Source organism: Nitrosospira sp. Nsp11, assembly GCF_900142705.1.
GTDB lineage: Bacteria > Pseudomonadota > Gammaproteobacteria > Burkholderiales > Nitrosomonadaceae > Nitrosospira.
Genome location: NZ_FRBV01000003.1, coordinates 13,666 through 40,284 on the forward strand (window position 1 = coordinate 13,666; position 26,619 = coordinate 40,284).

The 26,619-nt window shown below is 52.2% G+C and carries 25 protein-coding genes and 4 tRNA genes; 1 reads left to right on the forward strand and 28 read right to left on the reverse strand.

The window, feature by feature from the left end:
* The 28 genes from rplP to BUA28_RS05545 form a co-directional block, all read right to left on the reverse strand.
* The gene (gene rplP / locus BUA28_RS05410; protein WP_025042201.1) at nt 1-417 is read right to left on the reverse strand and encodes a 50S ribosomal protein L16; all 417 of its coding nucleotides are present in this window, start codon (nt 415-417) and stop codon (nt 1-3) included.
* Nucleotides 401-1,255 (reverse strand): 30S ribosomal protein S3, encoded by an 855-nt coding sequence (rpsC, locus tag BUA28_RS05415; RefSeq protein ID WP_072767123.1) that lies wholly within the window; start codon nt 1,253-1,255, stop codon nt 401-403. The genes rplP and rpsC overlap by 17 nt, the downstream gene beginning before the upstream one ends.
* Before the next feature lie 17 nt (nt 1,256-1,272).
* Nucleotides 1,273-1,620 carry a 50S ribosomal protein L22 gene (rplV, locus tag BUA28_RS05420; RefSeq protein ID WP_025042203.1) on the reverse strand — a complete coding sequence of 116 codons (348 nt, stop codon included), beginning with the start codon at nt 1,618-1,620 and terminating at the stop codon, nt 1,273-1,275.
* Nucleotides 1,621-1,632: 12 nt separating this feature from the next.
* Nucleotides 1,633-1,920 carry a 30S ribosomal protein S19 gene (gene rpsS, locus BUA28_RS05425; protein ID WP_025042204.1) on the reverse strand — a complete coding sequence of 96 codons (288 nt, stop codon included), beginning with the start codon at nt 1,918-1,920 and terminating at the stop codon, nt 1,633-1,635.
* 6 nt (nt 1,921-1,926) lie between these two features.
* The gene (gene rplB / locus BUA28_RS05430) at nt 1,927-2,760 is read right to left on the reverse strand and encodes a 50S ribosomal protein L2 (protein ID WP_072767124.1); all 834 of its coding nucleotides are present in this window, start codon (nt 2,758-2,760) and stop codon (nt 1,927-1,929) included.
* Nucleotides 2,760-3,095 (reverse strand): 50S ribosomal protein L23, encoded by a 336-nt coding sequence (gene rplW / locus BUA28_RS05435; RefSeq protein ID WP_072767125.1) that lies wholly within the window; start codon nt 3,093-3,095, stop codon nt 2,760-2,762. Before rplW ends, rplB begins: the two co-directional genes overlap by 1 nt.
* On the reverse strand, nt 3,092-3,712 hold the full coding sequence (rplD, locus tag BUA28_RS05440; RefSeq protein ID WP_072767126.1) for a 50S ribosomal protein L4: 621 nt from the start codon (nt 3,710-3,712) through the stop codon (nt 3,092-3,094). Before rplD ends, rplW begins: the two co-directional genes overlap by 4 nt.
* Complete coding sequence (gene rplC / locus BUA28_RS05445) at nt 3,712-4,437, reverse strand: 50S ribosomal protein L3 (protein WP_072767127.1); 726 nt, start codon at nt 4,435-4,437, stop codon at nt 3,712-3,714. Before rplC ends, rplD begins: the two co-directional genes overlap by 1 nt.
* A gap of 118 nt (nt 4,438-4,555) precedes the next feature.
* Nucleotides 4,556-4,864, reverse strand: coding sequence for a 30S ribosomal protein S10 (gene rpsJ, locus BUA28_RS05450; protein ID WP_004180980.1), 309 nt, complete (start codon nt 4,862-4,864; stop codon nt 4,556-4,558).
* 88 nt (nt 4,865-4,952) lie between these two features.
* Nucleotides 4,953-6,143 carry an elongation factor Tu gene (gene tuf / locus BUA28_RS05455; RefSeq protein WP_072767128.1) on the reverse strand — a complete coding sequence of 397 codons (1,191 nt, stop codon included), beginning with the start codon at nt 6,141-6,143 and terminating at the stop codon, nt 4,953-4,955.
* A gap of 24 nt (nt 6,144-6,167) precedes the next feature.
* Complete coding sequence (gene fusA, locus BUA28_RS05460) at nt 6,168-8,258, reverse strand: elongation factor G (protein WP_072767129.1); 2,091 nt, start codon at nt 8,256-8,258, stop codon at nt 6,168-6,170.
* Nucleotides 8,259-8,381: 123 nt separating this feature from the next.
* Entirely contained in the window at nt 8,382-8,852 is a 471-nt protein-coding gene (rpsG, locus tag BUA28_RS05465; protein ID WP_025042219.1) for a 30S ribosomal protein S7, read from the reverse strand.
* A gap of 89 nt (nt 8,853-8,941) precedes the next feature.
* On the reverse strand, nt 8,942-9,313 hold the full coding sequence (gene rpsL, locus BUA28_RS05470) for a 30S ribosomal protein S12 (protein ID WP_025042218.1): 372 nt from the start codon (nt 9,311-9,313) through the stop codon (nt 8,942-8,944).
* Between the two features lie 522 nt (nt 9,314-9,835).
* The gene (locus BUA28_RS05475) at nt 9,836-11,248 is read right to left on the reverse strand and encodes an aspartate aminotransferase family protein (protein ID WP_072767130.1); all 1,413 of its coding nucleotides are present in this window, start codon (nt 11,246-11,248) and stop codon (nt 9,836-9,838) included.
* A gap of 78 nt (nt 11,249-11,326) precedes the next feature.
* On the reverse strand, nt 11,327-15,556 hold the full coding sequence (gene rpoC, locus BUA28_RS05480) for a DNA-directed RNA polymerase subunit beta' (protein WP_072767131.1): 4,230 nt from the start codon (nt 15,554-15,556) through the stop codon (nt 11,327-11,329).
* A 94-nt stretch (nt 15,557-15,650) separates the two neighbouring features.
* Nucleotides 15,651-19,724, reverse strand: coding sequence for a DNA-directed RNA polymerase subunit beta (gene rpoB, locus BUA28_RS05485; protein WP_072767132.1), 4,074 nt, complete (start codon nt 19,722-19,724; stop codon nt 15,651-15,653).
* A gap of 173 nt (nt 19,725-19,897) precedes the next feature.
* The gene (gene rplL, locus BUA28_RS05490; protein ID WP_072767133.1) at nt 19,898-20,278 is read right to left on the reverse strand and encodes a 50S ribosomal protein L7/L12; all 381 of its coding nucleotides are present in this window, start codon (nt 20,276-20,278) and stop codon (nt 19,898-19,900) included.
* A gap of 56 nt (nt 20,279-20,334) precedes the next feature.
* Nucleotides 20,335-20,859, reverse strand: a complete 525-nt coding sequence (gene rplJ, locus BUA28_RS05495) for a 50S ribosomal protein L10 (RefSeq protein WP_072767134.1) — start codon at nt 20,857-20,859, stop codon at nt 20,335-20,337.
* Nucleotides 20,860-21,272: 413 nt separating this feature from the next.
* The gene (gene rplA / locus BUA28_RS05500) at nt 21,273-21,965 is read right to left on the reverse strand and encodes a 50S ribosomal protein L1 (protein ID WP_072767135.1); all 693 of its coding nucleotides are present in this window, start codon (nt 21,963-21,965) and stop codon (nt 21,273-21,275) included.
* Complete coding sequence (gene rplK / locus BUA28_RS05505) at nt 21,966-22,397, reverse strand: 50S ribosomal protein L11 (protein WP_072767136.1); 432 nt, start codon at nt 22,395-22,397, stop codon at nt 21,966-21,968.
* 104 nt (nt 22,398-22,501) lie between these two features.
* A complete protein-coding gene (gene nusG / locus BUA28_RS05510) occupies nt 22,502-23,035 on the reverse strand; it encodes a transcription termination/antitermination protein NusG (protein WP_025042210.1) in 534 nt (177 codons plus the stop codon).
* Nucleotides 23,035-23,379 carry a preprotein translocase subunit SecE gene (secE, locus tag BUA28_RS05515; RefSeq protein WP_072767137.1) on the reverse strand — a complete coding sequence of 115 codons (345 nt, stop codon included), beginning with the start codon at nt 23,377-23,379 and terminating at the stop codon, nt 23,035-23,037. Before secE ends, nusG begins: the two co-directional genes overlap by 1 nt.
* Nucleotides 23,380-23,549: 170 nt before the next feature.
* A tRNA-Trp gene (locus BUA28_RS05520) sits at nt 23,550-23,625 on the reverse strand.
* Nucleotides 23,626-23,679: 54 nt separating this feature from the next.
* Nucleotides 23,680-24,870, reverse strand: a complete 1,191-nt coding sequence (gene tuf, locus BUA28_RS05525) for an elongation factor Tu (protein WP_072767128.1) — start codon at nt 24,868-24,870, stop codon at nt 23,680-23,682.
* A 40-nt stretch (nt 24,871-24,910) separates the two neighbouring features.
* Nucleotides 24,911-24,985, reverse strand: a tRNA-Thr gene (locus tag BUA28_RS05530).
* Between the two features lie 87 nt (nt 24,986-25,072).
* Nucleotides 25,073-25,146: transfer RNA gene (locus tag BUA28_RS05535), tRNA-Gly, on the reverse strand.
* Nucleotides 25,147-25,305: 159 nt separating this feature from the next.
* A tRNA-Tyr gene (locus BUA28_RS05540) sits at nt 25,306-25,390 on the reverse strand.
* Nucleotides 25,391-25,551: 161 nt separating this feature from the next.
* Nucleotides 25,552-26,016 (reverse strand): FKBP-type peptidyl-prolyl cis-trans isomerase, encoded by a 465-nt coding sequence (locus BUA28_RS05545; RefSeq protein ID WP_072767138.1) that lies wholly within the window; start codon nt 26,014-26,016, stop codon nt 25,552-25,554.
* Between the two features lie 128 nt (nt 26,017-26,144).
* Between BUA28_RS05545 and BUA28_RS05550 the strand changes: the two genes are divergently transcribed.
* A complete protein-coding gene (locus tag BUA28_RS05550) occupies nt 26,145-26,594 on the forward strand; it encodes a YbaN family protein (protein WP_072767139.1) in 450 nt (149 codons plus the stop codon).
* Nucleotides 26,595-26,619: the final 25 nt, after the last annotated feature.

Here is a 26,619-nt window from a genome sequence, read left to right on the forward strand (position 1 = left end):
TTAACCGCCTACCTGTCTTACAACGAATGTAGTCAGAATCGGCAGCTTGGACGCAGCTAAACGAAAGGCTTGTCGCGCCAGCGCTTCATCAACGCCGTCCATTTCATACAGCATTTTACCGGGCTGAATTTCCGCCACAAAGTACTCCGGATTTCCCTTCCCATTGCCCATCCGAACCTCGGCTGGTTTATGGGAAATCGGTTTATCCGGAAATATTCGGATCCAGATACGCCCGCCGCGCTTTATGTGACGGCTCATTGCGCGCCGCGCAGCCTCGATCTGTCGCGCTGTTAATCGACCACGGCCAACTGCCTTGAGACCATATTCCCCAAAACTGACTTTCGCACCGCGGGTTGCAACCCCGGTATTACGTCCTTTTTGCTGTTTGCGGTACTTCGTTCTAGCTGGCTGCTGCATCTTTTGCTCCTGGCGTTATAGTTGCAGACTTGGAGGAGGGCGCTTCAACCGTGTTCTCAGGTTTTCTGGCAATTTTCCTCTCGCTCGTTCTTGCGTCGGTCCTGGGTTCACCCCTGCCAGCCGGCTTCCTTGCTGGACGTCTGGCTTCCGGTTCTCCCGCAGGAGTCGGTGCTTGCGTTGCTGGCCCAAGTGCCCCCGATTGCTCGTTACGTCCTATCACTTCGCCCTTGAATACCCAAACTTTGATTCCGATCACACCGTATGTGGTCTTGGCTTCCGAAACACCGTAGTCCAGATCAGCACGCAAGGTGTGAAGCGGCACACGGCCTTCACGGTACCATTCGGTGCGAGCAATTTCAATACCGTTCAATCGCCCGGCACTCATGATTTTGATGCCTTGGGCACCTAAGCGCATTGCGTTCTGCATCGCGCGTTTCATGGCACGACGAAACATGATACGTTTCTCTAACTGCTGCGCAATATTGTCTGCAATCAATTGCGCATCAATTTCCGGCTTGCGGATTTCCTCGATGTTTACGTGCACCGGAACACCCATAAGCTTTTGTAGCACACCGCGCAGAACTTCTATATCTTCGCCTTTCTTGCCGATTACGACACCGGGACGTGAACTGTAAATGGTAATGCGCGCATTCTTGGACGGCCGTTCGATGATTACGCGACCGACGGATGCGTGCGCCAATTTCTTTTTAAGATATTCCCGAACCTTTATATCTTCGTTCAGCATCCCGGGAAAATTTTTTGTATTGGCATACCACTTCGACGACCAGTTTTTAAGTACAGAAAGGCGGAAACCCGTCGGATTTATTTTTTGTCCCATAATGTCCTGGTACGTCCTTATTTTTTGTTGCCGGCTTTGTCGCCAACAGTAAGAAGAATATGACAAGTTGGCTTGACGATGCGATTGCCACGCCCCTTGGCGCGGGCGCTGGTACGCATCATTGACGGTCCACGATCCACATATATCGTCGATACCTTTAATTCGTCTATATCCGCTCCATCATTATGCTCAGCATTGGCGATGGCCGATTCGAGCAGCTTACGAATAATGACAGCGCCTTTTTTGGGACTGAAGGCAAGCAGATTAAGCGCTCGATCCACAGGTAATCCCCGAATCTGATCCGCCACCAACCGACCCTTCTGTTCGGATAACCTGACCCCACGCAATACGGCAGTTGTTTGCATAATTGATTATCCCTATCTCTTCGATCCAGCCGCAACTTTCCTGTCGCCTGAATGTCCCTTGAAAGTACGAGTGTGAGAGAATTCTCCAAGCTTGTGTCCTACCATGTTCTCGGTAACGTATACCGGGATATGCTGTTTACCATTATGTACCGCAATGGTTAAACCAATAAAATCCGGTAGAACAGTTGACCGACGCGACCAGGTTTTGATCGGGCGCTTGTCATTGGTAGCGCGCGCAGTCTCCACTTTGGCTATCAGATGCAAGTCAACAAATGGACCTTTTTTTACAGAACGTCCCATGATTCATTACCCTTTATTTGAATAACGGCGCCGCACAATCATACCATCGGTACGCTTATTGGCACGAGTACGGAAACCTTTGGCTGGTGTCCCCCATGGGCTGACTGGATGACGCCCTGCAGCGGTTTTACCTTCACCTCCACCATGGGGATGATCTACAGGATTCATCACCACACCGCGCACTGTAGGCCGAATGCCGCGCCAGCGCTGTGCACCTGCTTTACCGATCGATCGCAAATTATGCTCCTCGTTTCCGACCTCGCCTATCGTGGCGCGGCAGTTTACGTGCACCCTTCGGATTTCTCCGGAACGCAGGCGAAGCTGGGCATAATCACCCTCGCGTGCCAGAAGCTGCACCGACGTACCTGCAGAGCGGGCCAGTTGCGCACCTTTCCCGGGCATCATTTCCACGCAGTGAATTGTGCTACCCACCGGAATATTGCGCAGCGGCAGCGCGTTACCGTTCTTGATCGGCGCATCCACGCCGCTCATCAATTGCATGCCGGCGGCAATGCCGCTCGGTGCGACGATATAGCGCCGCTCCCCATCGACATAGCAAAGTAATGCCAGATTTGCGCTGCGATTCGGATCGTATTCCAGCCGTTCTACCTTGGCAACGATACCATCCTTATTACGGCGGAAATCCACAATGCGATAATGTTGCTTGTGGCCACCGCCCATGTGGCGGGTAGTAATGCGACCTTTATTGTTGCGTCCCGCTGTATGATTCTGCTTCTCCAGGAGCCTGGCATAAGGTTCACCTTTATGCAAACCTGGATTAACTACCTTGACAACTGCGCGGCGGCCGGGAGAGGTTGGTTTGACTTTAACCAGTGCCATTATTTGACTTCTCCTTGAGCAATTTCAGAAAAATTTATTTCCTGACCAGCCTTTATGTTGACATAAGCTTTCTTCCAGTTGCGGCGGCGGCCCATGAAACGACCAAAGCGCTTTTCCTTGCCTTTGACGTTAGCGACCTGCACGCTCTCTACCTCAATATTCTGGCCCTTCCACAGTAGCTCGACCGCTGCTTTGATCTCGGGCTTCGTAGCATCCTGCGTCACGCGAAAAATGACCTGGTTATGCTTTTCAGCGATATAGGTAGCCTTCTCCGACACTTGCGGTGACAAAATGACCTGCATCAGACGTTCCGGATTGAATGTTTGCGTGCTCATGCAAGCATTTCCTCCATCTTGGCCAATGCGCCGCGAGTTATCAGCACGTTGGCAAAGCGCAGAAGGCTGACCGGGTCGACGTGACCCGCTTCCACTACCTTTACGAGAGGCAGATTTCGTGATGACAAATAGAGATTTTCATCCACACTATCGGTAACGATCATGACCTCATCCAATTTCATATCTTTCAGTTTTCCAGCCAGGGCTTTGGTCTTTGGCGTATCCAGGGCAAAATTTTCCACCACTGACAATCGGTTTTCACGGACAAGCTGGGATAAGATAGCCCCCATACCAGCACGATACATTTTACGATTGACCTTGTGGCTAAAATTCTCTTCAGGACTGTTGGGAAAAATTTTTCCACCACCACGCCACAACGGGCTCGACGCCATACCGGCGCGTGCGCGCCCCGTACCTTTTTGCCGCCAGGGCTTGCGAGTGGACTTGGCAACATCCGAACGTCCCTTTTGGGCGCGGTTGGCGCTACGAGCGTTTGCGAGGTAAGCGGTCACCACTTGATGCACCAGGGCTTCGTTGTACTCCCGACCGAAAAGGGAATCAGGAGCCGAAACACTAGCATCCGACTGACCATTATCGCCAATGAGTTTAAGTTCCATTATGCACCCGCCTTCTTACCGGACTTCGTACCGCTTTTTGCCGCCGCTTTTGCATCAACCTTTACAGCAGGCTTTGCAACAATCTTGCTGATCTTTGCGCTCGGATGCACCACCACGTCCCCGCCTTTCGATCCGGGTATCGCACCCTTGATGAGCAACAGGCCACGCTCGGCATCAACCCGCAGTACCTCAAGGTTCTGGGTGGTGCGTTTTACGCTACCTAGATGTCCGGACATGCGCTTCCCGGGGAAAACACGACCAGGGTCCTGCGCCATTCCGATGGAACCTGGAACGTTGTGAGATCTGGAATTACCATGGCTGGCACGGTTTGAGGAAAAACCGTGACGCTTGATTACGCCAGCATAACCCTTTCCGATGGTAATACCGGTCACATCCACTTTTTGGCCAACGCGGAAAATCTCCGAACCTACGACTACACCGGGCTTGAGACTATCAGTTACCTCCTGCCCCACACGGAATTCCTTAAGGACATGACCGGCTTCCACTGCAGCTTTGGCAAAATGCCCCGCTGCAGGTTTGTTGACGCGAATGGCACGGCGTTTGCCGAAAGTGACCTGCACTGCGGAATAGCCATCAGTGGCCGGTGTTTTGATTTGGGTTACACGATTGTTGGACACGTCAAGTACTGTGACCGGCTGGCTATCGCCATCGTCGGTGAAAATACGAGTCATGCCAATCTTGCGGCCGACAAGCCCTAAACTCATTTTAATTACCTTTTCAGAAAAGGTGCCGATTACAATTGACCGGCAAGTACATTTGTTTAAATCAGGGATTCAGATTATTCGTCAAAAAAACGATTAACTAAAGATTAAATTCAGCAACTCATAACTTTATTTCTACATCAACCCCTGCGGGGAGATCCAACTTCATCAAGGCATCCACCGTTTTATCAGTGGGGTCCATGATGTCCATCAGGCGCAGATGAGTCCGAATCTCGAACTGATCGCGTGATGTTTTATTGACGTGAGGGGACCGCAATACGTCGAAGCGCTCAATGCGCGTCGGCAGAGGTACAGGTCCTTTAACTACCGCCCCCGTCCGTTTGGCGGTTTCAACGATTTCCATCGCCGATTTATCGATCAATCGGTAATCAAACGCTTTCAGACGAATACGAATTTTTTGACTTTGCATAAACGAACCTCAGGTTGAGGATTTGGATTTCGAATTGACGATTCGGTGCTGTGGCACGAAATCTCAAATCCTATCCTTGATCCTGTTATTACTCTATAATCTTTGCCACCACGCCTGCGCCAACGGTTCTGCCGCCCTCGCGAATGGCAAAACGCAGACCTTCTTCCATCGCAATCGGCGCAATCAGGTTGACCGTCACGGAGACGTTGTCGCCCGGCATGACCATCTCGGTGCCCGCAGGCAATTCAATCGCACCCGTTACGTCGGTGGTGCGAAAGTAGAACTGGGGCCGATAGCCCTGGAAAAACGGGGTGTGACGCCCACCTTCTTCTTTGCTCAGTACGTATATCTCGGCGGTGAATTTGGTGTGCGGGTTGATGGTGCCAGGCTTGGCCAATACCTGACCACGCTCGACGTCTTCTCGCTTGGTGCCTCGCAGCAATACGCCAACGTTGTCGCCCGCCTGCCCCTGGTCCAGCAGTTTCCTGAACATCTCCACGCCGGTACATACTGTCTTGATGGTGGGCTTGAGTCCCACTATCTCGATTTCCTCGCCTACCTTGACGATGCCGCGCTCTACTCGTCCAGTGACTACGGTGCCGCGTCCGGAGATGGAGAAAACGTCTTCCACCGGCATCAGGAAGGGGCCGTCTATCGCGCGAACAGGCTCAGGAATGTAGCTGTCGAGCGCATCCGCCAGCTTGAATATGGAGGGCTCGCCTATGTCGCTCTGATCGCCTTCGAGTGCTTTGAGGGCAGAACCGATGATGATGGGGGTGTCGTCTCCCGGAAAGTTGTATTTGGACAACAGTTCCCGTACTTCCATTTCCACCAGTTCCAGCAGTTCGTCGTCGTCTACCATGTCCGCTTTGTTCATGTAGACAACTATGTAGGGAACCCCTACCTGACGCGCCAGAAGTATGTGTTCGCGGGTCTGCGGCATCGGTCCGTCCGCAGCCGATACGACCAGTATCGCGCCATCCATCTGCGCAGCACCGGTAATCATGTTCTTGACGTAGTCGGCGTGGCCCGGACAGTCAACGTGCGCATAGTGACGCTTCACCGTCTCGTACTCTACGTGCGATGTGTTGATGGTGATGCCTCGCGCCTTCTCTTCCGGCGCCGAGTCAATCTGCGCGTAACTCTTCGCCTCACCACCAAACTTCTTCGTCAATACCATGGTGATCGCCGCCGTTAATGTGGTCTTGCCATGATCCACATGCCCTATCGTGCCAACGTTTACGTGCGGCTTCGTCCGCTCAAATTTACTCTTTGCCATGATCGTTCCTTTACTTGATTACCGTTATTTCTTATTAATAATTGCTTCAGCCACATTTTTCGGTGCTTCAGAATATTGCTTGAATTCCATGGTATAGGTCGCCCGCCCCTGAGTCGCGGATCGCAGCGAAGTCGAGTAGCCAAACATCTCCGCCAGCGGGACTTCCGCACGTATCACCTTGAGACCGGGCAAGTCGTCCATACCCTGGATCATTCCGCGACGGGATGACAAGTCGCCTACCACATTGCCCATGAAATCCGCTGGCGTTTCCACTTCCACTGCCATCATGGGTTCCAGCAACACTGGACTCGCCTTGCGCATGCCATCCTTGAACGCGATCGAAGCGGCCATTTTGAACGCATTCTCATTCGAATCCACGTCGTGATAAGAACCATCAAATAACGTAACTTTGGCATCCACCACTGGAAAGCCTGCCAGCACACCATTCGGAAGCGTCTCCAGCAATCCTTTTTCTACCGCCGGAATGTATTCGCGCGGTACCGTTCCACCCTTGATTGCATCAACGAACTCAAATCCCTTACCCGCCTCATTCGGCTCCAGCTTGAGCCAGACGTGACCATATTGGCCCCGCCCGCCGGATTGCTTGATGAATTTACCCTCGACCTCTACCGGCTTCTTGATGGCTTCACGATAAGCGACCTGAGGAGCGCCCACGTTGGCTTCCACGCCAAATTCCCGCTTCATCCGTTCTACAATAATTTCAAGATGCAGTTCGCCCATGCCGGAAATAATAGTTTGTCCCGACTCTTCGTCAGTGCGAACGCGAAAGGACGGATCTTCTTGTGCCAGACGATTCAATGCCATTCCCATCTTTTCCTGGTCAAGCTTAGTCTTCGGTTCCACGGCAACGTGAATCACGGGTTCCGGAAATATCATCCGCTCCAATGTGATCACAGCGGTGGGATCGCACAAGGTGTCACCGGTAACAGCCTCTTTCAAGCCTACCGCAGCGGCGATGTCACCAGCCCTCACCTCCTTGATTTCCTCTCGCTGATTAGCATGCATTTGCAGCAATCTTCCAATTCGTTCCTTCCGCCCTTTAAGGGGGTTATAGATGGTATCACCGGAAGACACCACGCCAGAGTAAACGCGGAAAAAGATTAATTGGCCAACATAAGGGTCGGTGGCAATTTTGAATGCCAATCCAGAAAACGGCTCCTCGTCGTTTGCATGGCGTTCATCATGTCCGCCCTTCTCATCTTCTCCATTGATCGCGCTGATATCTACTGGCGAAGGCAAGTAGTCCAGGACGGCGTCCAGCATCGCCTGCACACCCTTGTTCTTGAATGCCGAACCACAAAGCATGGGAACGATCTCGTTTCCGATCGTACGAATGCGTAGCCCTTTCTTGATGTCGGCCGGAGATAAATCGCCCTCTTCAAGATATTTGTTCATCAACTCTTCATTCGCCTCGGCGGCGGTTTCCACCATTTTTTCACGCCACTGCTTGGCATTCTCCAGCAAATCGGCGGGTATATCCCGCTCCTCAAACTTAAGCCCCTGGCTCGCATCGTCCCAATAAATGCCTTTCATCTTTATCAGATCGATAACGCCTTCGAATTTATCTTCCGCACCGATAGGTAGTTGTACGGGTACCGGATGCGCTTTCAGGCGAGATTGAATTTGTTCATGAACGCGCATGAAATTGGCGCCGGCACGATCCATTTTATTGACGAATGCCAGCCGTGGGACCTTGTACTTATTGGCCTGACGCCATACTGTTTCAGTCTGAGGCTGCACTCCGCCAACGGCGCAGAATACGGTGCAAGCCCCGTCGAGGACACGTAGCGACCGCTCCACTTCGATGGTGAAGTCAACGTGACCCGGGGTATCGATAATATTGATGCGATGATCAGGATAGTTTTTTTCCATCCCCTTCCAAAAGCAGGTGGTCGCCGCGGAAGTGATGGTAATGCCGCGCTCCTGCTCTTGCTCCATCCAATCCATCGTTGCTGCGCCGTCATGCACTTCGCCAATTTTGTGCGATATACCGGTATAGAACAGTATGCGTTCCGTGGTCGTAGTCTTGCCGGCGTCGATATGCGCCATTACGCCGATATTCCGATAACGCTCGATAGGGGTTTTTCTTGCCACGATTCTTGAACCTTAAGGTTTTATTTGTCGGAGCAAAGCGCTCAGCCAAGTAATAAAATGAATTTGTTTCGGAAACAGGTCAGCCAGGGACCTGAATTTCGGTGATCGTCGCCGTAACTGCCGCTAGAACCGGTAATGTGCAAATGCCTTATTCGCCTCTGCCATACGATGAACTTCCTCACGCTTCTTGACGGCGCCGCCCCGGCCTTCAGCTGCTTCCGCTAATTCACCGGCAAGTCGCGCGCCCATCGATTTTTCTGCTCGTTTCCGGGCAGCATCGCGCAACCAGCGCATCGCCAGCGCATTTCGCCGAATCGATCGCACCTCTACGGGGACTTGATAGTTGGCTCCGCCGACACGACGGCTTTTTACTTCCACCATGGGACGAACATTGGATAGCGCCTGCGTGAACACTTCCACCGGGTCCTTGCCCGTTTTCTTCTGGATTTGATCCATTGCGCCGTAAATAATGCGTTCCGCTACCGACTTCTTTCCCCGGGTCATCAGCACATTGACGAATTTCGCCACCTCGGTACTGTGGTACTTGGGATCCGGCAAAATTTCTCGTTTTGGAACTTCTCTCCGTCTTGGCATTTTCTAACCTTGGGGGTAATTATTCAGCTTAAGTAACAACGTATTCAGTTCAATATTATCCGGCGCTAACGCTCAAACCGCTCTTAAGCCTATTTCGGCCTTTTGGCGCCATATTTGGAACGACTCTGTTTGCGATCTTTTACTCCGGCAGTATCCAGACTACCCCTTACGGTGTGATAGCGAACGCCCGGCAAATCCTTGACGCGGCCGCCACGAATCAGCACTACGGAGTGTTCCTGTAGATTATGTCCCTCTCCACCAATGTAACTGGACACCTCAAAACCGTTAGTCAGACGAACCCTCGCCACCTTGCGCAAAGCCGAGTTCGGTTTTTTTGGCGTAGTTGTATAGACTCGGGTGCATACCCCCCGTTTCTGGGGACTATTTCCCAGCGCTGGAACCTTGCTCTTCACACGTCTCGCCGCACGAGGCTTGCGTACTAACTGACTGATTGTCGGCATTTTATTCTCTACAAAATCGGGATGGCAATATAGCCGTCCCGCTGGCAATATGAAATTTTCTATCTTTCCGCGCCAGATATTTTTATCCAGGGACGGCTAAAAAACTGCGAATTCTAGGGGGTTTATCATGTGATGTCAAGCTAAAGTCTTTTTTGATTTCTGGTGAAAATACAATTCTTAAAACCTTAAACGTCTGTTCCAAATGGTCTTTGGCCATCCCTCTTACTCTTATTTGGATAACCGGCATGCGTCTGACCGACAGGCTTTCTGGCAGGACGATGCATTCATGGTATAGCTGCCGACAGCATAATGGCGGCAGAGCCTGTGATCTGGATCGAGCTTATAGTTGCCTGGCGAAGAGCACCAATAGTATATCTATCAGGCGCCTGCGGCTGAACAAGCCTACTTCAGTAGTCCTAGTCCCCACATTCGCCAGAAAGCCAGACTCTGTGTTTGTCGGCGTCCGTATGGATGATCTACACGGAACCGAGTCGCGGCATATCCAGTATCCGGTATTTAACGTCAGGTGGAGGCAGCGCGAACTTCGCGCCGCTTTGCGGTAAGCGCGTGGTTGCCCAGCTTCTTCAATACCTCCCACGCTGGTCCGGGAAACTTGTGCAATTTTACCATCACATCCTCTAGCGCTTCCAGGAACCAATCCACATCAGCTTCGCTGATATTCAAGGGTGGAAGAATTTTTACGATGGGCATGGCGTGTCCCGCTACCTGAGTCAAGATATGATGATCGTCCAGGAGCGGAAGAACGATCGCTTGGGCGAAAAGATTCTCATCCATCTTGTTGACCATAGCCCAGGCCGCCCTGAGAGACATCGATTCGGGTTGACCGAACTCAATGGCGATCATTAGGCCACGTTGACGCACGCCCTTCAGAAATTCGAAGCGGGGCACCATGGCCTCGATACCCGTGCGAAAACGTGCACCGAGCTCAATGGCCCGATCCATTAGCTTCTCATCGTCCAGAACGCTGAGCGAGGCCAGGCCGGCCGCCATTGCCATATTACCCATACCGAACGTCGAAGCATGAACAATCGCCCGATGCATGCCATCGTAAACACTATCATAAACAGCGCGGCGCGTAATAGTCGCACCCAGCGGGATATAACCACCCGAAAGCGCTTTGGAGAGACAGATGATATCAGGGCGGAGTCCCTCGACCCATTGGCTGGCGAGAAAGCGCCCAGTCCGCCCCATACCCGATTGAACTTCGTCACAAATCAATAAGGTACCGTATTTCCGGCACAACTCCTGAGCGCCGAGTAGATACTCGTTACTGGCGATATTAACGCCCTTGCCCTGAATAGGCTCAAGGACAAAGGCAGCAACATCGCCCCGGGCAAGACGTGACTCAAGACCCGCGAGATCCCCAAGATATACTTCCGAGCTACCGGGAAGCATCGGCTCGAAACCCCTCCGGAAACTCGCTTCTCCATTTAGAGATAGCGCCCCCATGGTCAGACCATGGAAGGCTTTAGCAAGATGAGCGGTGCAGGGCCGCCCTGTATAGGCACGCGCGAATTTGATCGCTGCTTCGATCGCTTCGGTTCCCGAGTTGCTGAAATAAACAGTGTCCAGACCAGGCGACATGCGCTTCACGAGTTCGCGTGCCAGCGCAGCCGCAAGGGGTGGAGCGTCGAAACCGATCCATCCGGGGAAATCGGTGTCCAGCACCTGCTGCAAGGCGCCGCGAATGGCAGGATGACGGCGTCCAAAATTGAAAACGCCCCAGTTGGTCAGGAAATCAAGGTAGCGCGTGCCGTGCTCATCCCAAAGATAAGGTCCCTCGCCTCTCACCCACGTTCGATTGAAACCGAGCGTGCGTAAGACTTTGACGAATACCGGATTAACATAATCTTCGTAGAGCTCGAAGTTTTTGCCACGTGTCTCGGCAATTATCGCGTCAATATCAATGGGCATAATTAAGTTTTCCACCAGACACAAATATGATGTTGGCGTTATCTCGCATGGCTGTCGCTGATCCAATCCCTTTATTCGTTAGACAGTATATCCACTATTCCGCATTTCTCCTGCATCTTCCTCTCCCAAACCTATCTTCTCTCCTGCATTTAACAACAGTTTCTGTTTCTTGCGGGTATTATGGAAGGCAAGGCCCGTGCCTGCAGGGATAAGCCGACCGACGATAACATTTTCTTTTAAGCCTCGCAGGTCATCCCGCTTGCCCATGATAGCCGCTTCGGTTAGCACACGTGTGGTTTCCTGAAAGGAAGCCGCGGAAATGAACGAATCGGTGGAAAGCGACGCCTTGGTGATACCCAGAAGCATGAATTCATAGGACGCCGGTTGTTTGTCCTCGGCCACCACCCTTTCGTTTTCCGACAACAGGTCCGCCCGTTCAACTTGCTCACCTGGAATAAAGCGTGTATCCCCCGCATCCACAATTTGTATACGCCGCAACATCTGGCGCACGATCACTTCGATGTGTTTGTCATTGATCTTGACGCCTTGCAGTCGATACACATCCTGGACCTCGTCAGTGATATAGCGTGCAAGCGCTTCTACGCCTAGCAAGCGGAGGATATCATGCGGATCGGCGGGCCCATCGACGATGCTCTCCCCTTTATTCACCACTTGTCCATCGTGGGCTGTGACGTGCTTTTCCTTGGGGATCAGATACTCATGCGAGATCCCGTCCAGATCGGTAATTACCAGGCGCTGTTTACCCTTGGTATCCTTGCCGAAGGACACAATACCGGTGACCTCCGCCAACACGCCAGCATCCTTCGGAGAGCGCGCTTCAAACAATTCCGCGACACGAGGCAGGCCGCCGGTGATGTCGCGCGTTTTTGAACTTTCCTGCGGGATACGAGCCAGTACTTCACCCACGCTGACCTGTTGCCCATCCCGGACCGTAATAACGGAGCCGATCTGGAAAGTGATGCTGACCGATAAAACGCTACCTGCGAGCCGCACTTCCTTTCCCTCTTCATCCAGAAGCTTCACCATCGGACGCAAACCCTTGGTCTGCACCACGCCACGCCGCTTCGGATCAATCACTACAAGCGTAGATAAACCGGTTACTTCGTCTATCTGCTTGGCCACCGTCACGCCTTCTTCCACGTTCTCGAAGCGAATCTTGCCGGCGTATTCTGTAATGATGGGGCGGGTATGCGGATCCCACGCCGCCAGGACCTGCCCCGCTTTGACCACTTCACCGTCGCGGATCAGCAATGTCGCTCCATAAGGCGCTTTATGGCGTTCACGCTCGCGGCCGTTATCATCATGTACCACTACTTCGCCGCTCCGGGAAATTGCGATCAGCTCGCTGCGCGAATTGGTAACGTAACGCATGGTTGGGGAATAACGCACAATGCCGTTGGACTTGCTCTCGACCTGGCTTGCTACAGCGGTTCTGGAAGCAGCGCCCCCGATGTGGAATGTGCGCATCGTGAGCTGAGTACCTGGCTCACCAATTGACTGGGCAGCAATCACCCCCACGGCTTCACCTACGTTTACGGGAGTGCCGCGCCCCAGGTCACGTCCATAACACTTGGCACATAAACCATAACGAGTTTCGCAGGTCAGCGGAGTGCGTACTTTTACCTCATCTATACCCAATGCTTCAATAGTATCGACCGCACTCTCGTCCAGTAGCGCGCCGGCCGGATAAATCACGGCTTGATGCTCCGGGTTGATTACATCGTTGGCGACTACCCGTCCAAGTATGCGTTCTCGTAGTGCTTCAATGACTTCGCCACCTTCGACCAAGGCCTTCATTACGACGCCATTACTCGTGCCGCAGTCGTCCTGGGTCACCACAAGATCCTGTGTCACATCGACCAAGCGACGGGTAAGATAACCGGAGTTGGCGGTCTTCAGTGCGGTATCGGCCAGACCTTTGCGTGCACCATGCGTTGAAATAAAATACTGCAGCACGTTCAACCCTTCGCGGAAGTTCGCTGTGATGGGCGTCTCGATGATCGAACCATCAGGCTTGGCCATCAAGCCGCGCATACCCGCCAATTGGCGAATCTGTGCAGCGGAACCCCGCGCACCCGAATCCGCCATCATATAAATCGAATTGAAGGATTCTTGTGTCAGTGCCTTGCCTTTCTTGTCTTTTTTGACTTCTCCGGTTTCCAGATCGATTATAGGCTCGACTCCCAGCTGATCCATCATGGCTTTAGCCACCTGATCGCCAGCACGACCCCATATATCCACTACCTTGTTATAGCGTTCGCCCTGTGTCACCAAACCAGAAGTGTACTGAACCTCAATCTCCTGCACTTCCCTTTCCGATGCGCCGATGATGTCATTCTTCTGTACCGGCGTCAGCATGTCGTCCAGGCAGATCGATATTCCTGCGCGTGTTGCGTAAGTGAACCCCGCATACATCAATTTGTCCGCAAAAATGACTGTTTCGCGAAGTCCGCAGCGACGGAAGCTGGCATTAATGAGCTTGGAAATCTCCTTCTTCTTGAGCACTTTGTTCATCAGCGGAAAAGGCAACCCGGCGGGGAGAATTTCAGACAGTAGCGCTCGCCCAACAGTGGTGTCATAACGCGTAGTTTTCTCATGACGTTCGCCATCGGCGTCTACGTCATACTCCTTGATTCTCACCGTAATTCTGGCATTCAGTTCAATTATGCGGCTCTCGTAGGCCCGAGAAACTTCGCTGATGTTGGAAAACATCATACCTTCGCCGCGAGCATTGATCTTTTCCCGTGTGGTGTAGTACAGCCCCAACACGATATCCTGAGATGGCACGATGACCGGCTCTCCATTTGCCGGCGACAAGACATTGTTGGTCGACATCATGAGCGTGCGACATTCCATTTGTGCTTCCAGCGATAACGGCACGTGGACCGCCATCTGGTCACCGTCGAAGTCGGCGTTGAATGCCGCGCATACCAATGGATGCAACTGGATTGCCTTGCCTTCGATCAACACCGGTTCGAATGCCTGAATTCCAAGCCGATGCAATGTAGGAGCCCGGTTCAGCATTACCGGATGCTGGCGAATAACGTCCTCAAGAATATCCCAAACGACAGGGCTCTCGTTTTCTACCTCGCGTTTGGCCGCTTTTATGGTGCTCGCGATACCCATTATTTCGAGTTTATTGAAGATAAACGGCTTGAACAATTCCAATGCCATTTTTTTCGGCAAGCCGCATTGGTGCAATTTGAGCTGCGGGCCCACCACAATTACCGAGCGCCCGGAGTAATCTACACGTTTACCCAGCAGATTTTGGCGGAACCGCCCCCCTTTGCCCTTGATCATATCGGCAAGTGATTTTAACGGCCGCTTGTTGGCGCCAGTCATGGCTTTGCCACGACGGCCGTTATCCAGCAACGAATCAACCGCCTCCTGCAGCATGCGTTTCTCGTTGCGCACGATAATTTCCGGCGCCTTCAACTCAAGCAAACGCTTCAAGCGATTGTTGCGGTTTATAACGCGACGATACAAGTCATTCAGATCAGAAGTGGCGAAGCGTCCGCCGTCCAGCGGCACCAACGGGCGCAACTCGGGCGGCAGCACGGGCAGGACCGCCAAAACCATCCACTCCGGTTTAATCCCGGACTTACAGAATGCCTCCAATACTTTCAAGCGCTTGGAGATTTTCTTCATCTTCGTTTCGGAGCCGGTTGTACCCATCTCGCGCCGAAGATTATCAATCTCAACGCGAATGTTGAGATTCCCCAATAAATCGCGCACACCTTCCGCACCCATGCTCGCACGAAAATCGTCGCCATATTCTTCCGTTTTGGCGCGATAGTCGTCATCCGTCAAAAGCTGACACCGCTGAAGAGGCGTCATGCCGGGATCCGTTACCACATAAGCTTCAAAATAGAGTACACGCTCGATATCACGTAAAGTCATATCCAGAACCATGCCCAAGCGAGATGGCAACGATTTCAGGAACCAGATATGCGCTACCGGCGAAGCCAGTTCGATATGACCCATACGCTCGCGCCGAACCTTCGACAGCGTAACTTCCACACCGCATTTCTCGCAGATAACACCACGATGTTTCAGACGTTTATATTTTCCGCACAGACACTCATAATCCTTTACCGGGCCGAAGATCTTTGCGCAGAACAGACCATCTCGTTCCGGCTTGAACGTACGGTAATTGATGGTTTCCGGCTTCTTGACTTCACCATAGGACCAAGAGCGTATTTTCTCGGGAGAAGCCAGACCGATCTTGATCGAATCGAACTCTTCCTTCTGGGTAACCTGTTTGAATAAATCAAGCAGTGCTTTCATTTGTCACTCCTGTTGATCAGGGATCGATACATAAAATTTCCGGTGGAAAAGCGAGGAAAAAAATAACCCTTCTCCGTACCTCTACACAACATGGCTAATGCCGATCCAAATCAATATCCATTGCCAGTGAACGGATTTCCTTCACCAGCACGTTGAATGATTCCGGCATGCCTGCGTCGATCTTGTGGTCGCCCTTGACAATACTCTCGTACACCTTGGTGCGCCCATTCACATCGTCGGACTTGACCGTCAACATTTCCTGCAGGGTATAGGCGGCGCCGTACGCTTCCAGTGCCCATACTTCCATTTCACCAAAACGCTGACCGCCGAACTGAGCCTTACCGCCAAGAGGCTGCTGCGTTACCAGGCTATAGGGGCCGGTTGACCGCGCATGCATTTTATCGTCCACCAGATGATGCAACTTCAGCACATGCATATAGCCTACCGTCACAGGGCGGTCGAACGCCTCACCGGTTCGGCCGTCATGAAGCGTCACCTGACCGGATCTAGGGAAGCCGGCAAGCTCCAGCATATCTTTGATTTCGTGTTCGGTAGCGCCATCGAACACAGGGGTTGCGAACGGCACGCCATCCACGAGATTTTCCGCCAAGTCGAGGATCTCCGCGTCCGTAAGCGAAGCGATATCCTCTTGCTTGCCACTCGTGTTATAGATCTTGTCGAGAAAATCCCGGATCTCGGCGGTCCGGCTGCCCGCGCGAAGCATATCGCCGATCTTCGTTCCCAATCCTTTCGCTGCCCATCCAAGATGGGTTTCCAGAATCTGGCCCACGTTCATGCGCGACGGTACACCCAAGGGGTTCAGTACTACATCGACCGGTGTGCCATCCGCCATGTAGGGCATATCTTCTACCGGCACTATCTTCGAAATAACACCCTTATTCCCATGGCGCCCAGCCATTTTATCTCCCGGCTGGAGCCGGCGCTTTACGGCGACATAAACCTTAACCATTTTCTGCACGCCTGGCGGCAATTCATCACCTTGCGTAAGTTTCTTTTTCTTCTCCTCAAAAGCGTCATCGAACGCTTTGCGTTTCTGGGACAAACCTTCCTCGATCTGTTCGAGCTGCAGGCTTGCCTCCTCATCAGAAAGACGAATATCGAACCAGTGATGCGGATCTATACTATCGAGATATTCCTTGGTGACGGGTGCGCCCTTGACGAGCTTTTTAGGCCCGCCAGTTGCAATCTTACCCTTGAGCAAGCGCTCGATACGCTCAAATGCGTCCCCTTCCACAATCCGCATCTGGTCAGCCAGATCCTTCTTGTATCGCTTCAGCTCATCATCGATGATCTGCTGGGCGCGCTTGTCACGTTCTATACCTTCCCGGGTAAAGACCTGCACATCAATGACTGTACCGGAAATACCGGATGGCACCCGTAACGACGTATCCTTGACGTCAGAAGCTTTCTCGCCAAAAATAGCGCGCAGAAGCTTTTCTTCAGGTGTCAATTGAGTTTCGCCCTTGGGGGTGACCTTTCCTACCAATACGTCGCCAGCCTCCACTTCCGCACCGATATGAACGATGCCAGAAGCATCCAGACGTCCGAGTTGTACTTCCGACAAGTTGGAAATATCACCTGTGATTTCTTCCGTTCCCAGTTTTGTATCACGGCTCACCACCGACAGTTCTTCGATATGGATAGACGTGAAACGGTCATTGGCAACGATACGCTCAGAGATGAGAATCGAATCCTCAAAGTTGTAGCCATTCCATGGCATAAATGCCACCAACATGTTCTGCCCCAGCGCCAGTTCACCCTTGTCCGTGGAGGCGCCATCCGCCACAACATCGCCACGCGCAATGATGTCGCCTACTTTCACCAGGGGCCGCTGGTTAATATTGGTATTCTGATTGGAACGGGTGTATTTGATCAGATTGTATATGTCCACACCCACTTCGCCCACGCGGGTTTCAATATCATGTACCCGAACCACGATACGGCTCGCATCCACATAATCCACGATGCCGCCTCGCACCGCCTTTACCGCTGTTCCTGAATCCACCGCCACTACCCGTTCGATACCGGTGCCAACCAGAGGCTTCTCTGCGCGCAGGCAGGGAACCGCCTGCCGTTGCATGTTGGAGCCCATCAGCGCGCGATTGGCGTCATCGTGTTCCAGAAATGGAATCAACGACGCCGCTACCGACACGATCTGAGCGGGCGCCACATCCATGTACTCGATCCGGTCCGGACTTGAAAGCGTAAATTCGTTCTTATGACGGCAGGAAACAATGTCGTTGGTAAAATTGCCATCGCTATCCAGCTCTGCATTTGCCTGGGCAATCACAAATTGACCTTCTTCAATGGCCGACAGATAGTCAATCTCTTCGGTTACATGGCCGTCCTTCACTTTACTGTACGGGGTTTCCATGAAGCCATATTCATTGGTCCGGGCATACAGCGCCAATGAATTTATCAGCCCGATGTTGGGGCCTTCCGGTGTTTCAATCGGACATACGCGGCCATAGTGAGTGGGGTGTACATCGCGCACCTCAAATCCTGCCCGCTCGCGCGTCAAACCGCCCGGGCCCAACGCGGACACACGGCGTTTATGCGTGATTTCCGAAAGCGGATTGGTCTGGTCCATGAATTGCGATAGCTGGCTGGAACCAAAAAACTCGCGCACCGCAGCCGATACCGGCTTCGCGTTAATCAAGTCATGCGGCATCAGATTATCTGACTCAGCCTGGCTGAGCCGCTCCTTTACCGCTCTTTCGACCCGCACCAGGCCAGAACGAAATTGATTTTCCGCAAGTTCACCGACCGAACGCACGCGACGATTACCCAGGTGATCGATATCGTCGATTTCACCACGGCCATTGCGCAGTTCGACCAGAATCCTGATCACTGCAATAATGTCGTCATTAGACAACGTTGTAGAACCATCCAGTTCAGTCTTGCCTATGCGGCGATTGAATTTCATCCGCCCCACCACTGAAAGATCATAGCGTTCGGGTGCGTAGAACAATCCGTTGAACAACGCCTTGACAGCGTCTTCGGTGGGTGGTTCACCGGGACGCATCATCCGGTAGATGGCTACCTGCGCGGCCATCTGGTCGGCGGTCTCGTCTATTCTCAGTGTTTGCGATATATAAGCGCCCTGATCAAGATCGTTTGTATAAATGGTGTGGATTTCTTTTATATCCGCCTCGCGCAATTTGGCGAGCAGAGTTTCCGTGATCTCGTCGTTGGCAAGCGCGAGGACTTCACCTGTTTCCTTATCCACCACATTATGGCCCAATATGCGGCCTAGCAAAAAGTCTTCCGAAACCGCAAGTTTATCTATGCCGGCTTGCTGCATTTCACGAACGTGCTTGACGGTGATACGCTTGTCTTTCTGAACAATAATTTTGCCGCTTTTGGAGACGATATCGAAACGGGCGGTATCGCCACGCAAACGTTCCGGTATCAATTCAAACAGGATACCCTTCTGCGGCAGGTGGAAGGTATCAAATGAAAAGAAACCCGCAAGAATTTGCTCTGGCGTATAGCCTATTGCCTTGAGCAAAACAGTAATTGGCATTTTACGACGGCGGTCGACGCGGAAATAGAGATAGTCCTTGGGGTCAAACTCGAAATCCAGCCAGGAACCGCGATAGGGAATAATGCGCGCAGAAAAGAGCAGTTTACCGGACGAATGCGTTTTACCCCGATCATGCTCGAAAAATACCCCGGGTGAGCGATGCAGTTGAGACACGATCACACGCTCTGTTCCATTGATAACGAACGAACCTGTGGTGGTCATGAGCGGAATCTCGCCCATGTAGACTTCCTGCTCCTTTACCTCCTTCACGGTTGGCTTGGAAGCCTCCTTATCCATGATCGTCAAGCGGACTTTTGCCCGCAAGGGAGAAGCGTAGGTAAGGCCACGCTGCTGACATTCCTTGACATCAAACGGCGGCATGCCAAGCACGTAATTAACGAAGTCGAGGCGGGCATTTTTGGAATGGCTCTCGATCGGAAAAATCGACATAAACGCGGCCTGCAATCCCTCAGTGGCGCGAAAATCAGGGTCGACTTGAGCTTGCAGAAAAGCTGCGTAAGACTCGATTTGAGTAGCGAGAAGAAAGGGAATCGGCAAAACGCTGGCGCGCTTTGCGAAACTTTTCCGAATACGTTTTTTCTCGGTAAACGAATAGCTCATGGAATCTCTCCGGGGGGGGGTCAGAAGACAGATGGACAGAAAATTGGAGCAGAGTACCTGGTTTTAGCTACCGTGCTGAGTGTTCTGGCGCATAAAAATGCGGAAATCCGAACTTAAAATAGCCAGTATCTGACGGCGTCTTTCACGCCGCCAGCTGGTCTTATCGTTTTATCTTATTTAATTTCAGCAGTTGCGCCGGCTTCGGTCAACTGTTTCTGGATGGCTTCCGCATCGGCTTTGGCGATACCTTCCTTGACTGCCTTGGGTGCACCGTCCACCAGATCTTTCGCTTCTTTCAAGCCCAGTCCGGTAACCGCGCGCACTACTTTAATCACATTTACCTTGCTATCGCCTACGGCAGTCAGCATTACGGTAAATTCCGTTTGCTCTTCCGCAGCCGCGGCAGCAGCACCGGCGGCGGGAGCAGCCGCCATGACGGTAGCGGCGGCGGCGGAGACGCCAAATTTCTCTTCCATTTCCTTAATCAGCTGAGAAAGTTCCAGCACAGTCATATTTGCAATCGATTCTAAAATTTCTGCTTTGGCTATCGCCATGGTTTTCTCCTGATAATTAACCTGATTGATTACGATCTCGAAATACTAATACCGGACTAGGCAGCTTGTTTCTGGTCACGGACCGCTGCAAGGCCCCGGACAAAACGGGTAGGCACTTCGTTGAGTGTTCGAACAAAATTAGCGATGGGCGCTTGCATCGTACCTAACAGTTTCGCAAGCAACTCGTCACGGCTTGGGAGAGAAGCAAGGCTTGCGACGTCATTGCTGGACATCAGCAAATTAGCCATGGCGCCAGCTTTGATCACCAATTTGTCATTGGTCCTGGAAAACTCGTACAGCACCTTGGCCGCCGCAACCGGGTCACTTCCGATACCATAGACAAGCGGACCGACCATATGCCCGGAAAGCTTCGAAAATGGTGTATCTGAAATTGCTCTACGCGCAAGCGAGTTTTTGACGACCCTAAAATATATTCCCGATTGACGCGCCTTCGCGCGCAATTGCGTCATATGTCCAACGGTAAGACCACGGTACTCTGCGATAATGATTGCCTGCGCATTCGCCACCTGAGCGCTTACTTCAGCGATTACTGCTTTCTTTTCTTCCAAATTTAGACTCAAGGGCATTCTCCATCAGTTAAAATGCGACGCGAGCTCAGCTTGTGGTATTGGTAAACTCATAAAACTCAGAACCAAAACCCGACAACCTACTCAACTATCGCGAACCGGCGACCTTAAATCAGGAGCTTAATCTGTTCCTGTTTTGGGGCACGCCATCTGCGCTGGGCGCCTGAGATGAAAAAAAACAGAAGCGAAAGCGATGCAAACGCTGCTGAGCCTCTCTCCCATCTCTATTTGCGATTAAGTTCCAAGCAATAGTTTGCATTCAATAGACTGATACACAGCTTATCGTTACGCTCTGCCATTGCTCAACAACCCCAACGGTCTTTGACAACCCGCCGAACAGGTACAACACGCTAGATACAGCATGCCTTTTCGGCGGCCCAAAGTCTTGCAAATAAATCCATTAAAACTTAACGCATGTTAGCCTGATCCACTCGGACGCCTGTTCCCATGGTACTGGAAACCGAAATCTTTCTAAGATAAACGCCTTTGGAGGCGGCGGGTTTAGACCTGTTGAGCGCATCCACCAGCGCCAGCATATTTTGTATCAGCGCGTCCACGGTAAACGATGCACGGCCGATAGTGCACTGAACGATGCCAGCTTTATCAGCACGATATTGCACTTGGCCCGCCTTGGCGTTTTTTACCGCACCCGCAACATCCGGAGTCACCGTGCCCACCTTGGGATTGGGCATCAACCCGCGCGGCCCCAGTATCTGCCCCAATTGTCCAACAATGCGCATGGCATCCGGGCTTGCGATAGCGACATCAAAATCTATGTTGCCTGCTTTGATCTGTTCCGCGAGATCTTCAAACCCGACAATATCCGCGCCGGCTGCAAGAGCCTCCTTAGCCTTATCACCCTGGGCAAATACCGCTACTCGCACTGTTTTGCCAATGCCTGCGGGCAGAACCACTGAACCACGAACAGCCTGGTCGGATTTCTTTGCATCAATACCTAAATTGACAGCCACATCGATAGACTCGTCAAATTTTGCGGTGGCGGTTTCCTTGATGATCTTGAGGGCGTCCGGCAGGGGATAAAACTTGCTGCGATCAACTTTTTCAATAATCGCCTTGAAACGTTTAGATACGCGCGCCATTTATATGCCCTCCACTTCGACGCCCATGCTGCGGGCACTGCCGGCGATAGTGCGCACTGCGGCGTCCATGTCGGCCGCTGTCAGATCCGGCGTTTTTATTTGTGCGATTTCTTCTGCCTGTTTCCGTGTCAACCGACCTATTTTATCAGTATGAGGCTTGGGACTACCCTTGCTGACGCCCACTGCTTTCTTTATCAGAACGGTCGCCGGCGTGGTTTTCATGATGAAAGTGAAGCTCTTGTCGGCGTAAGCGGTTATAACAACCGGCACCGGCAGCCCAACTTCCATTTTCTGGGTCGCGGCGTTAAACGCCTTACAAAATTCCATGATATTCAACCCTCGCTGGCCAAGCGCAGGGCCTATCGGTGGACTCGGGTTGGCTTTGCCTGCCGCGACTTGCAATTTGATATAACCGACTATCTTCTTTGCCACAATAACTCTCCTTTTGGGTACAAACGAACGTTAAGCTCTCCCCGCGTTAACAACAAACAGGGCAGCGTACTCAATCCTGAGCGCCAACCCATTCCATTCCATATTTAGGCTTTTTCGACTTGGCTGAAATCCAGTTCCACCGGCGTGGGTCGGCCGAAAATAGAAACCGACACCCTGATTTTGCTCTTGTCATAATTGACATCTTCCACGTTACCGTGAAAATCGGTGAATGGCCCTTCCTTGACGCGCACTGCCTCGCCCGTTTCAAAAAGAACCTTAGGCTTGGGTTTCTCCACCCCTTCCTGAATCTGATGAAGGATATTCTGCACTTCCTTGTCGCTGATGGGTGTCGGCTTCATGGCCGAACCCCCGATAAAGCCCGTCACCTTGGCCGTATTTTTGACCAGGTGCCATGTCTCATCGGTCATCTCCATCTCGACCAGTACATAGCCAGGAAAAAATTTCCGTTCGCTGAGATTCTTCTGGCCGCCTTTCATCTCAATGACTTCTTCCACCGGAACAAGTATTTGCCCAAATTTTTCCTGCATCCCGGCACGATTTATTCGTTCCTTCAACGCGCGCTGCACACCCTTCTCGAATCCGGAGTAGGCATGAACCACATACCACTTCTTATCCATCACCCCTCCTGTCCCATCAGATATTTCACCGCCATCAACAAGCCCGCGTCCACCATCCATAAAAACAGAGCCATTACCAGAACAAAACCAAAAACTATTCCGGTAGTTTGCATCGTCTCTTTACGGGTCGGCCATACAACTTTCCGGGTTTCTTCCGATGACTCTCTACTGAACGCATAGAACTGTTTGCCTTGGGTAGTAAACCAGACCACCACCGCCGCAAGAACGATACCAGCGAGTACGGAAATGACGCGTATTACCATGGCACTTTCGCGCAGGTAATAGAAACCGGCAATACCCGAGATCAACAGCAGAAGCGCGAATCCCAACTTGATCTTATCCACTACTCTATCCCACTCTGCCTGTGATACTTATCAGTAAATGAAGCGGTGCAGGAGCTGATCATACAATTTGCAACCTCAGCTCTTCATGCAATGTGTTGGTGGTATTATGAAGCTTTGCTTCCCTAGAAAAATATGCAGTAAGCTATGATTTTCAATAGCATCTCTTAGGGTGGCAGGCCAGGAGGGCATCGAACCCCCAACCTTCGGTTTTGGAGACCGACGCTCTGCCAATTGAGCTACTGGCCTGTATTTCGGACATGAATACAAAGGTCTTCAACGTTTGGAACGGTCTCGGCGACGTCACTCTATAATCTTTGCCACCACGCCTGCGCCAACGGTTCTGCCGCCCTCGCGAATGGCAAAACGCAGACCTTCTTCCATCGCAATCGGCGCAATCAGGTTGACCGTCACGGAGACGTTGTCGCCCGGCATGACCATCTCGGTGCCCGCAGGCAATTCAATCGCACCCGTTACGTCGGTGGTGCGAAAGTAGAACTGGGGCCGATAGCCCTGGAAAAACGGGGTGTGACGCCCACCTTCTTCTTTGCTCAGTACGTATATCTCGGCGGTGAATTTGGTGTGCGGGTTGATGGTGCCAGGCTTGGCCAATACCTGACCACGCTCGACGTCTTCTCGCTTGGTGCCTCGCAGCAATACGCCAACGTTGTCGCCCGCCTGCCCCTGGTCCAGCAGTTTCCTGAACATCTCCACGCCGGTACATACTGTCTTGATGGTGGGCTTGAGTCCCACTATCTCGATTTCCTCGCCTACCTTGACGATGCCGCGCTCTACTCGTCCAGTGACTACGGTGCCGCGTCCGGAGATGGAGAAAACGTCTTCCACCGGCATCAGGAAGGGGCCGTCTATCGCGCGAACAGGCTCAGGAATGTAGCTGTCGAGCGCATCCGCCAGCTTGAATATGGAGGGCTCGCCTATGTCGCTCTGATCGCCTTCGAGTGCTTTGAGGGCAGAACCGATGATGATGGGGGTGTCGTCTCCCGGAAAGTTGTATTTGGACAACAGTTCCCGTACTTCCATTTCCACCAGTTCCAGCAGTTCGTCGTCGTCTACCATGTCCGCTTTGTTCATGTAGACAACTATGTAGGGAACCCCTACCTGACGCGCCAGAAGTATGTGTTCGCGGGTCTGCGGCATCGGTCCGTCCGCAGCCGATACGACCAGTATCGCGCCATCCATCTGCGCAGCACCGGTAATCATGTTCTTGACGTAGTCGGCGTGGCCCGGACAGTCAACGTGCGCATAGTGACGCTTCACCGTCTCGTACTCTACGTGCGATGTGTTGATGGTGATGCCTCGCGCCTTCTCTTCCGGCGCCGAGTCAATCTGCGCGTAACTCTTCGCCTCACCACCAAACTTCTTCGTCAATACCATGGTGATCGCCGCCGTTAATGTGGTCTTGCCATGATCCACATGCCCTATCGTGCCAACGTTTACGTGCGGCTTCGTCCGCTCAAATTTACTCTTTGCCATGATCGTTCCTTTTTAAAGCACCTTTTATATTCACGTCCTATGGAGCCCATGGCCAGGATTGAACTGGCGACCTCTCCCTTACCAAGGGAGTGCTCTGCCACTGAGCTACATGGGCAAGCGTCTTCCTGCCTAAAACCTGTCACTCGCCTTCAGTATCCTGCAATAATTTGCCAATACTTTTAGCTTTTCTCTGGCCCGAATCTGGAGCGGGTGAAGGGAATCGAACCCTCGTCGTAAGCTTGGAAGGCTTCTGCTCTACCATTGAGCTACACCCGCATCTAGCCATCGATCTGGATTGAAGCGCCCAATCAACTCATCAGAGAAAAGGCGTCGCGCACCACCATGCGTCGCCCGCTATCTAAAGCCGGGCTCATCAGGATTGCAGAAGTTGCCAGCGCCTCGCAGCTCTGCCATACCTATATACACCACCTGATTTGGTGGAGGGGGAAGGATTCGAACCTTCGAAGGCAGAGCCGTCAGATTTACAGTCTGATCCCTTTGACCGCTCGGGAACCCCTCCAAACGAAACTGCCAATTGTGAATGCTTTAAGTTGATAAGTCAATGTGCATTTCAGGGTTTTTTGCTTGGCAACCGCGGCTATTCAAGATAGTGAATAGTCTGATTCAATCACCCTGAATTAATCATCTTGATAAGATGCCAACACCTCATCGCCGGGATAATCAGTGTGTAGATCCTTGGCGCAAGCCTAATAGCTCAACCTCAAAAATCAGTGCCGCGTTCGGTGGAATGACCTTACCCGCCCCTTGTGCGCCATAGGCCATATCGGCGGGAATGATCAAAGTTCGCTGCCCCCCCACCTTCATGCCGGCCACACCTCGATCCCAGCCTTTGATTACGCGGCCCGCGCCCAGCAAAAACGAAAAAGGCGTGCCGCGATCACGCGAGCTATCGAATTTTGTTCCTTTTTTATCAGCCGCGCTGGGATCGTAAAGCCAGCCGGTATAATGCACTTCAACCGCCTTGCCGACGACCGCCTCTTCGCCAGTACCGATTTTGGTATCTTCTTTTATAAGTTCGGTCACGTTGGACGCTCCTTGCCTGGTTTCAGAAAATGCAGCCTGGGGCAATAAAACCATGCCCAATAGTAGTATGCTCAAATTGATCAGTGCGTTTACTTTAGACATGATTGCCCCAAGAATTGAATTAGTATTTGGACGCCCTCAAACCTTATTATACCGGCTAACCGCCCACGGCTTGATAAAAGAGCGATTAAATTTTTAAACTCGTCAACATTTCCATTAAGCCTACGCATATGCAAGAGCGTTTGAACGATGAGGTATGCCAGGAGCAGCAAGAGCCGTCGTTGATACGGTTGCACGATTCGCCTGTCGTACGGTATCTCTACCTGGCAGCGGGGTTCGCTGCGCTGATACTTGCTGTGGCAGGCGTAGTGCTGCCGATATTGCCTACCACTCCTTTTGTACTGCTGGCCGCGGCCTGCTTCGCGCGTAGCTCGAAACACTTCCATGACAGGCTTCTGGCTAATCGCGTTGCAGGTCCGATCATCCGAGAGTGGGTTGAACATCGTAGCATTCCACGGCGGGTGAAGCGCTGGGTTTACTTCCTGCTGGCGATATCATTCGGCAGTTCCATCCTGATGATGCCATCTGTCTGGCATCAGGTGATGCTGGCTATGCTGGGTATTATCCTGGTTGCATTTATCTGGCGCATACCCGTAAGGGATTTGCCTGCCGGTCCATGACATCGCATAGCCAAATGCGCCCCAT

Excerpts from the sequence above, each read along its gene's own strand:
- rpsJ (WP_004180980.1), bottom strand. The coding sequence starts at position 4,864 with ATGCAAAGTCAAAAAATTCGTATTCGTCTGAAAGCGTTTGATTACCGA.
- rpsG (WP_025042219.1), bottom strand. The coding sequence starts at position 8,852 with ATGCCAAGACGGAGAGAAGTTCCAAAACGAGAAATTTTGCCGGATCCC.
- rplP (WP_025042201.1), bottom strand. The coding sequence starts at position 417 with ATGCAGCAGCCAGCTAGAACGAAGTACCGCAAACAGCAAAAAGGACGT.
- rplL (WP_072767133.1), bottom strand. The coding sequence starts at position 20,278 with ATGGCGATAGCCAAAGCAGAAATTTTAGAATCGATTGCAAATATGACT.
- rplA (WP_072767135.1), bottom strand. The coding sequence starts at position 21,965 with ATGGCGCGCGTATCTAAACGTTTCAAGGCGATTATTGAAAAAGTTGAT.
- rplD (WP_072767126.1), bottom strand. The coding sequence starts at position 3,712 with ATGGAACTTAAACTCATTGGCGATAATGGTCAGTCGGATGCTAGTGTT.
- tuf (WP_072767128.1), bottom strand. The coding sequence starts at position 24,870 with ATGGCAAAGAGTAAATTTGAGCGGACGAAGCCGCACGTAAACGTTGGC.
- rplB (WP_072767124.1), bottom strand. The coding sequence starts at position 2,760 with ATGGCACTGGTTAAAGTCAAACCAACCTCTCCCGGCCGCCGCGCAGTT.
- rpsS (WP_025042204.1), bottom strand. The coding sequence starts at position 1,920 with ATGGGACGTTCTGTAAAAAAAGGTCCATTTGTTGACTTGCATCTGATA.
- rpoC (WP_072767131.1), bottom strand. The coding sequence starts at position 15,556 with ATGAAAGCACTGCTTGATTTATTCAAACAGGTTACCCAGAAGGAAGAG.
- nusG (WP_025042210.1), bottom strand. The coding sequence starts at position 23,035 with ATGGATAAGAAGTGGTATGTGGTTCATGCCTACTCCGGATTCGAGAAG.
- BUA28_RS05475 (WP_072767130.1), bottom strand. The coding sequence starts at position 11,248 with ATGCCCATTGATATTGACGCGATAATTGCCGAGACACGTGGCAAAAAC.
- rpsC (WP_072767123.1), bottom strand. The coding sequence starts at position 1,255 with ATGGGACAAAAAATAAATCCGACGGGTTTCCGCCTTTCTGTACTTAAA.
- rplV (WP_025042203.1), bottom strand. The coding sequence starts at position 1,620 with ATGCAAACAACTGCCGTATTGCGTGGGGTCAGGTTATCCGAACAGAAG.
- rplC (WP_072767127.1), bottom strand. The coding sequence starts at position 4,437 with ATGAGTTTAGGGCTTGTCGGCCGCAAGATTGGCATGACTCGTATTTTC.
- BUA28_RS05545 (WP_072767138.1), bottom strand. The coding sequence starts at position 26,016 with ATGTCTAAAGTAAACGCACTGATCAATTTGAGCATACTACTATTGGGC.
- rplW (WP_072767125.1), bottom strand. The coding sequence starts at position 3,095 with ATGAGCACGCAAACATTCAATCCGGAACGTCTGATGCAGGTCATTTTG.
- rpsL (WP_025042218.1), bottom strand. The coding sequence starts at position 9,313 with ATGCCGACAATCAGTCAGTTAGTACGCAAGCCTCGTGCGGCGAGACGT.
- rpoB (WP_072767132.1), bottom strand. The coding sequence starts at position 19,724 with ATGAGCTATTCGTTTACCGAGAAAAAACGTATTCGGAAAAGTTTCGCA.
- BUA28_RS05550 (WP_072767139.1), top strand. The coding sequence starts at position 26,145 with ATGCAAGAGCGTTTGAACGATGAGGTATGCCAGGAGCAGCAAGAGCCG.
- tuf (WP_072767128.1), bottom strand. The coding sequence starts at position 6,143 with ATGGCAAAGAGTAAATTTGAGCGGACGAAGCCGCACGTAAACGTTGGC.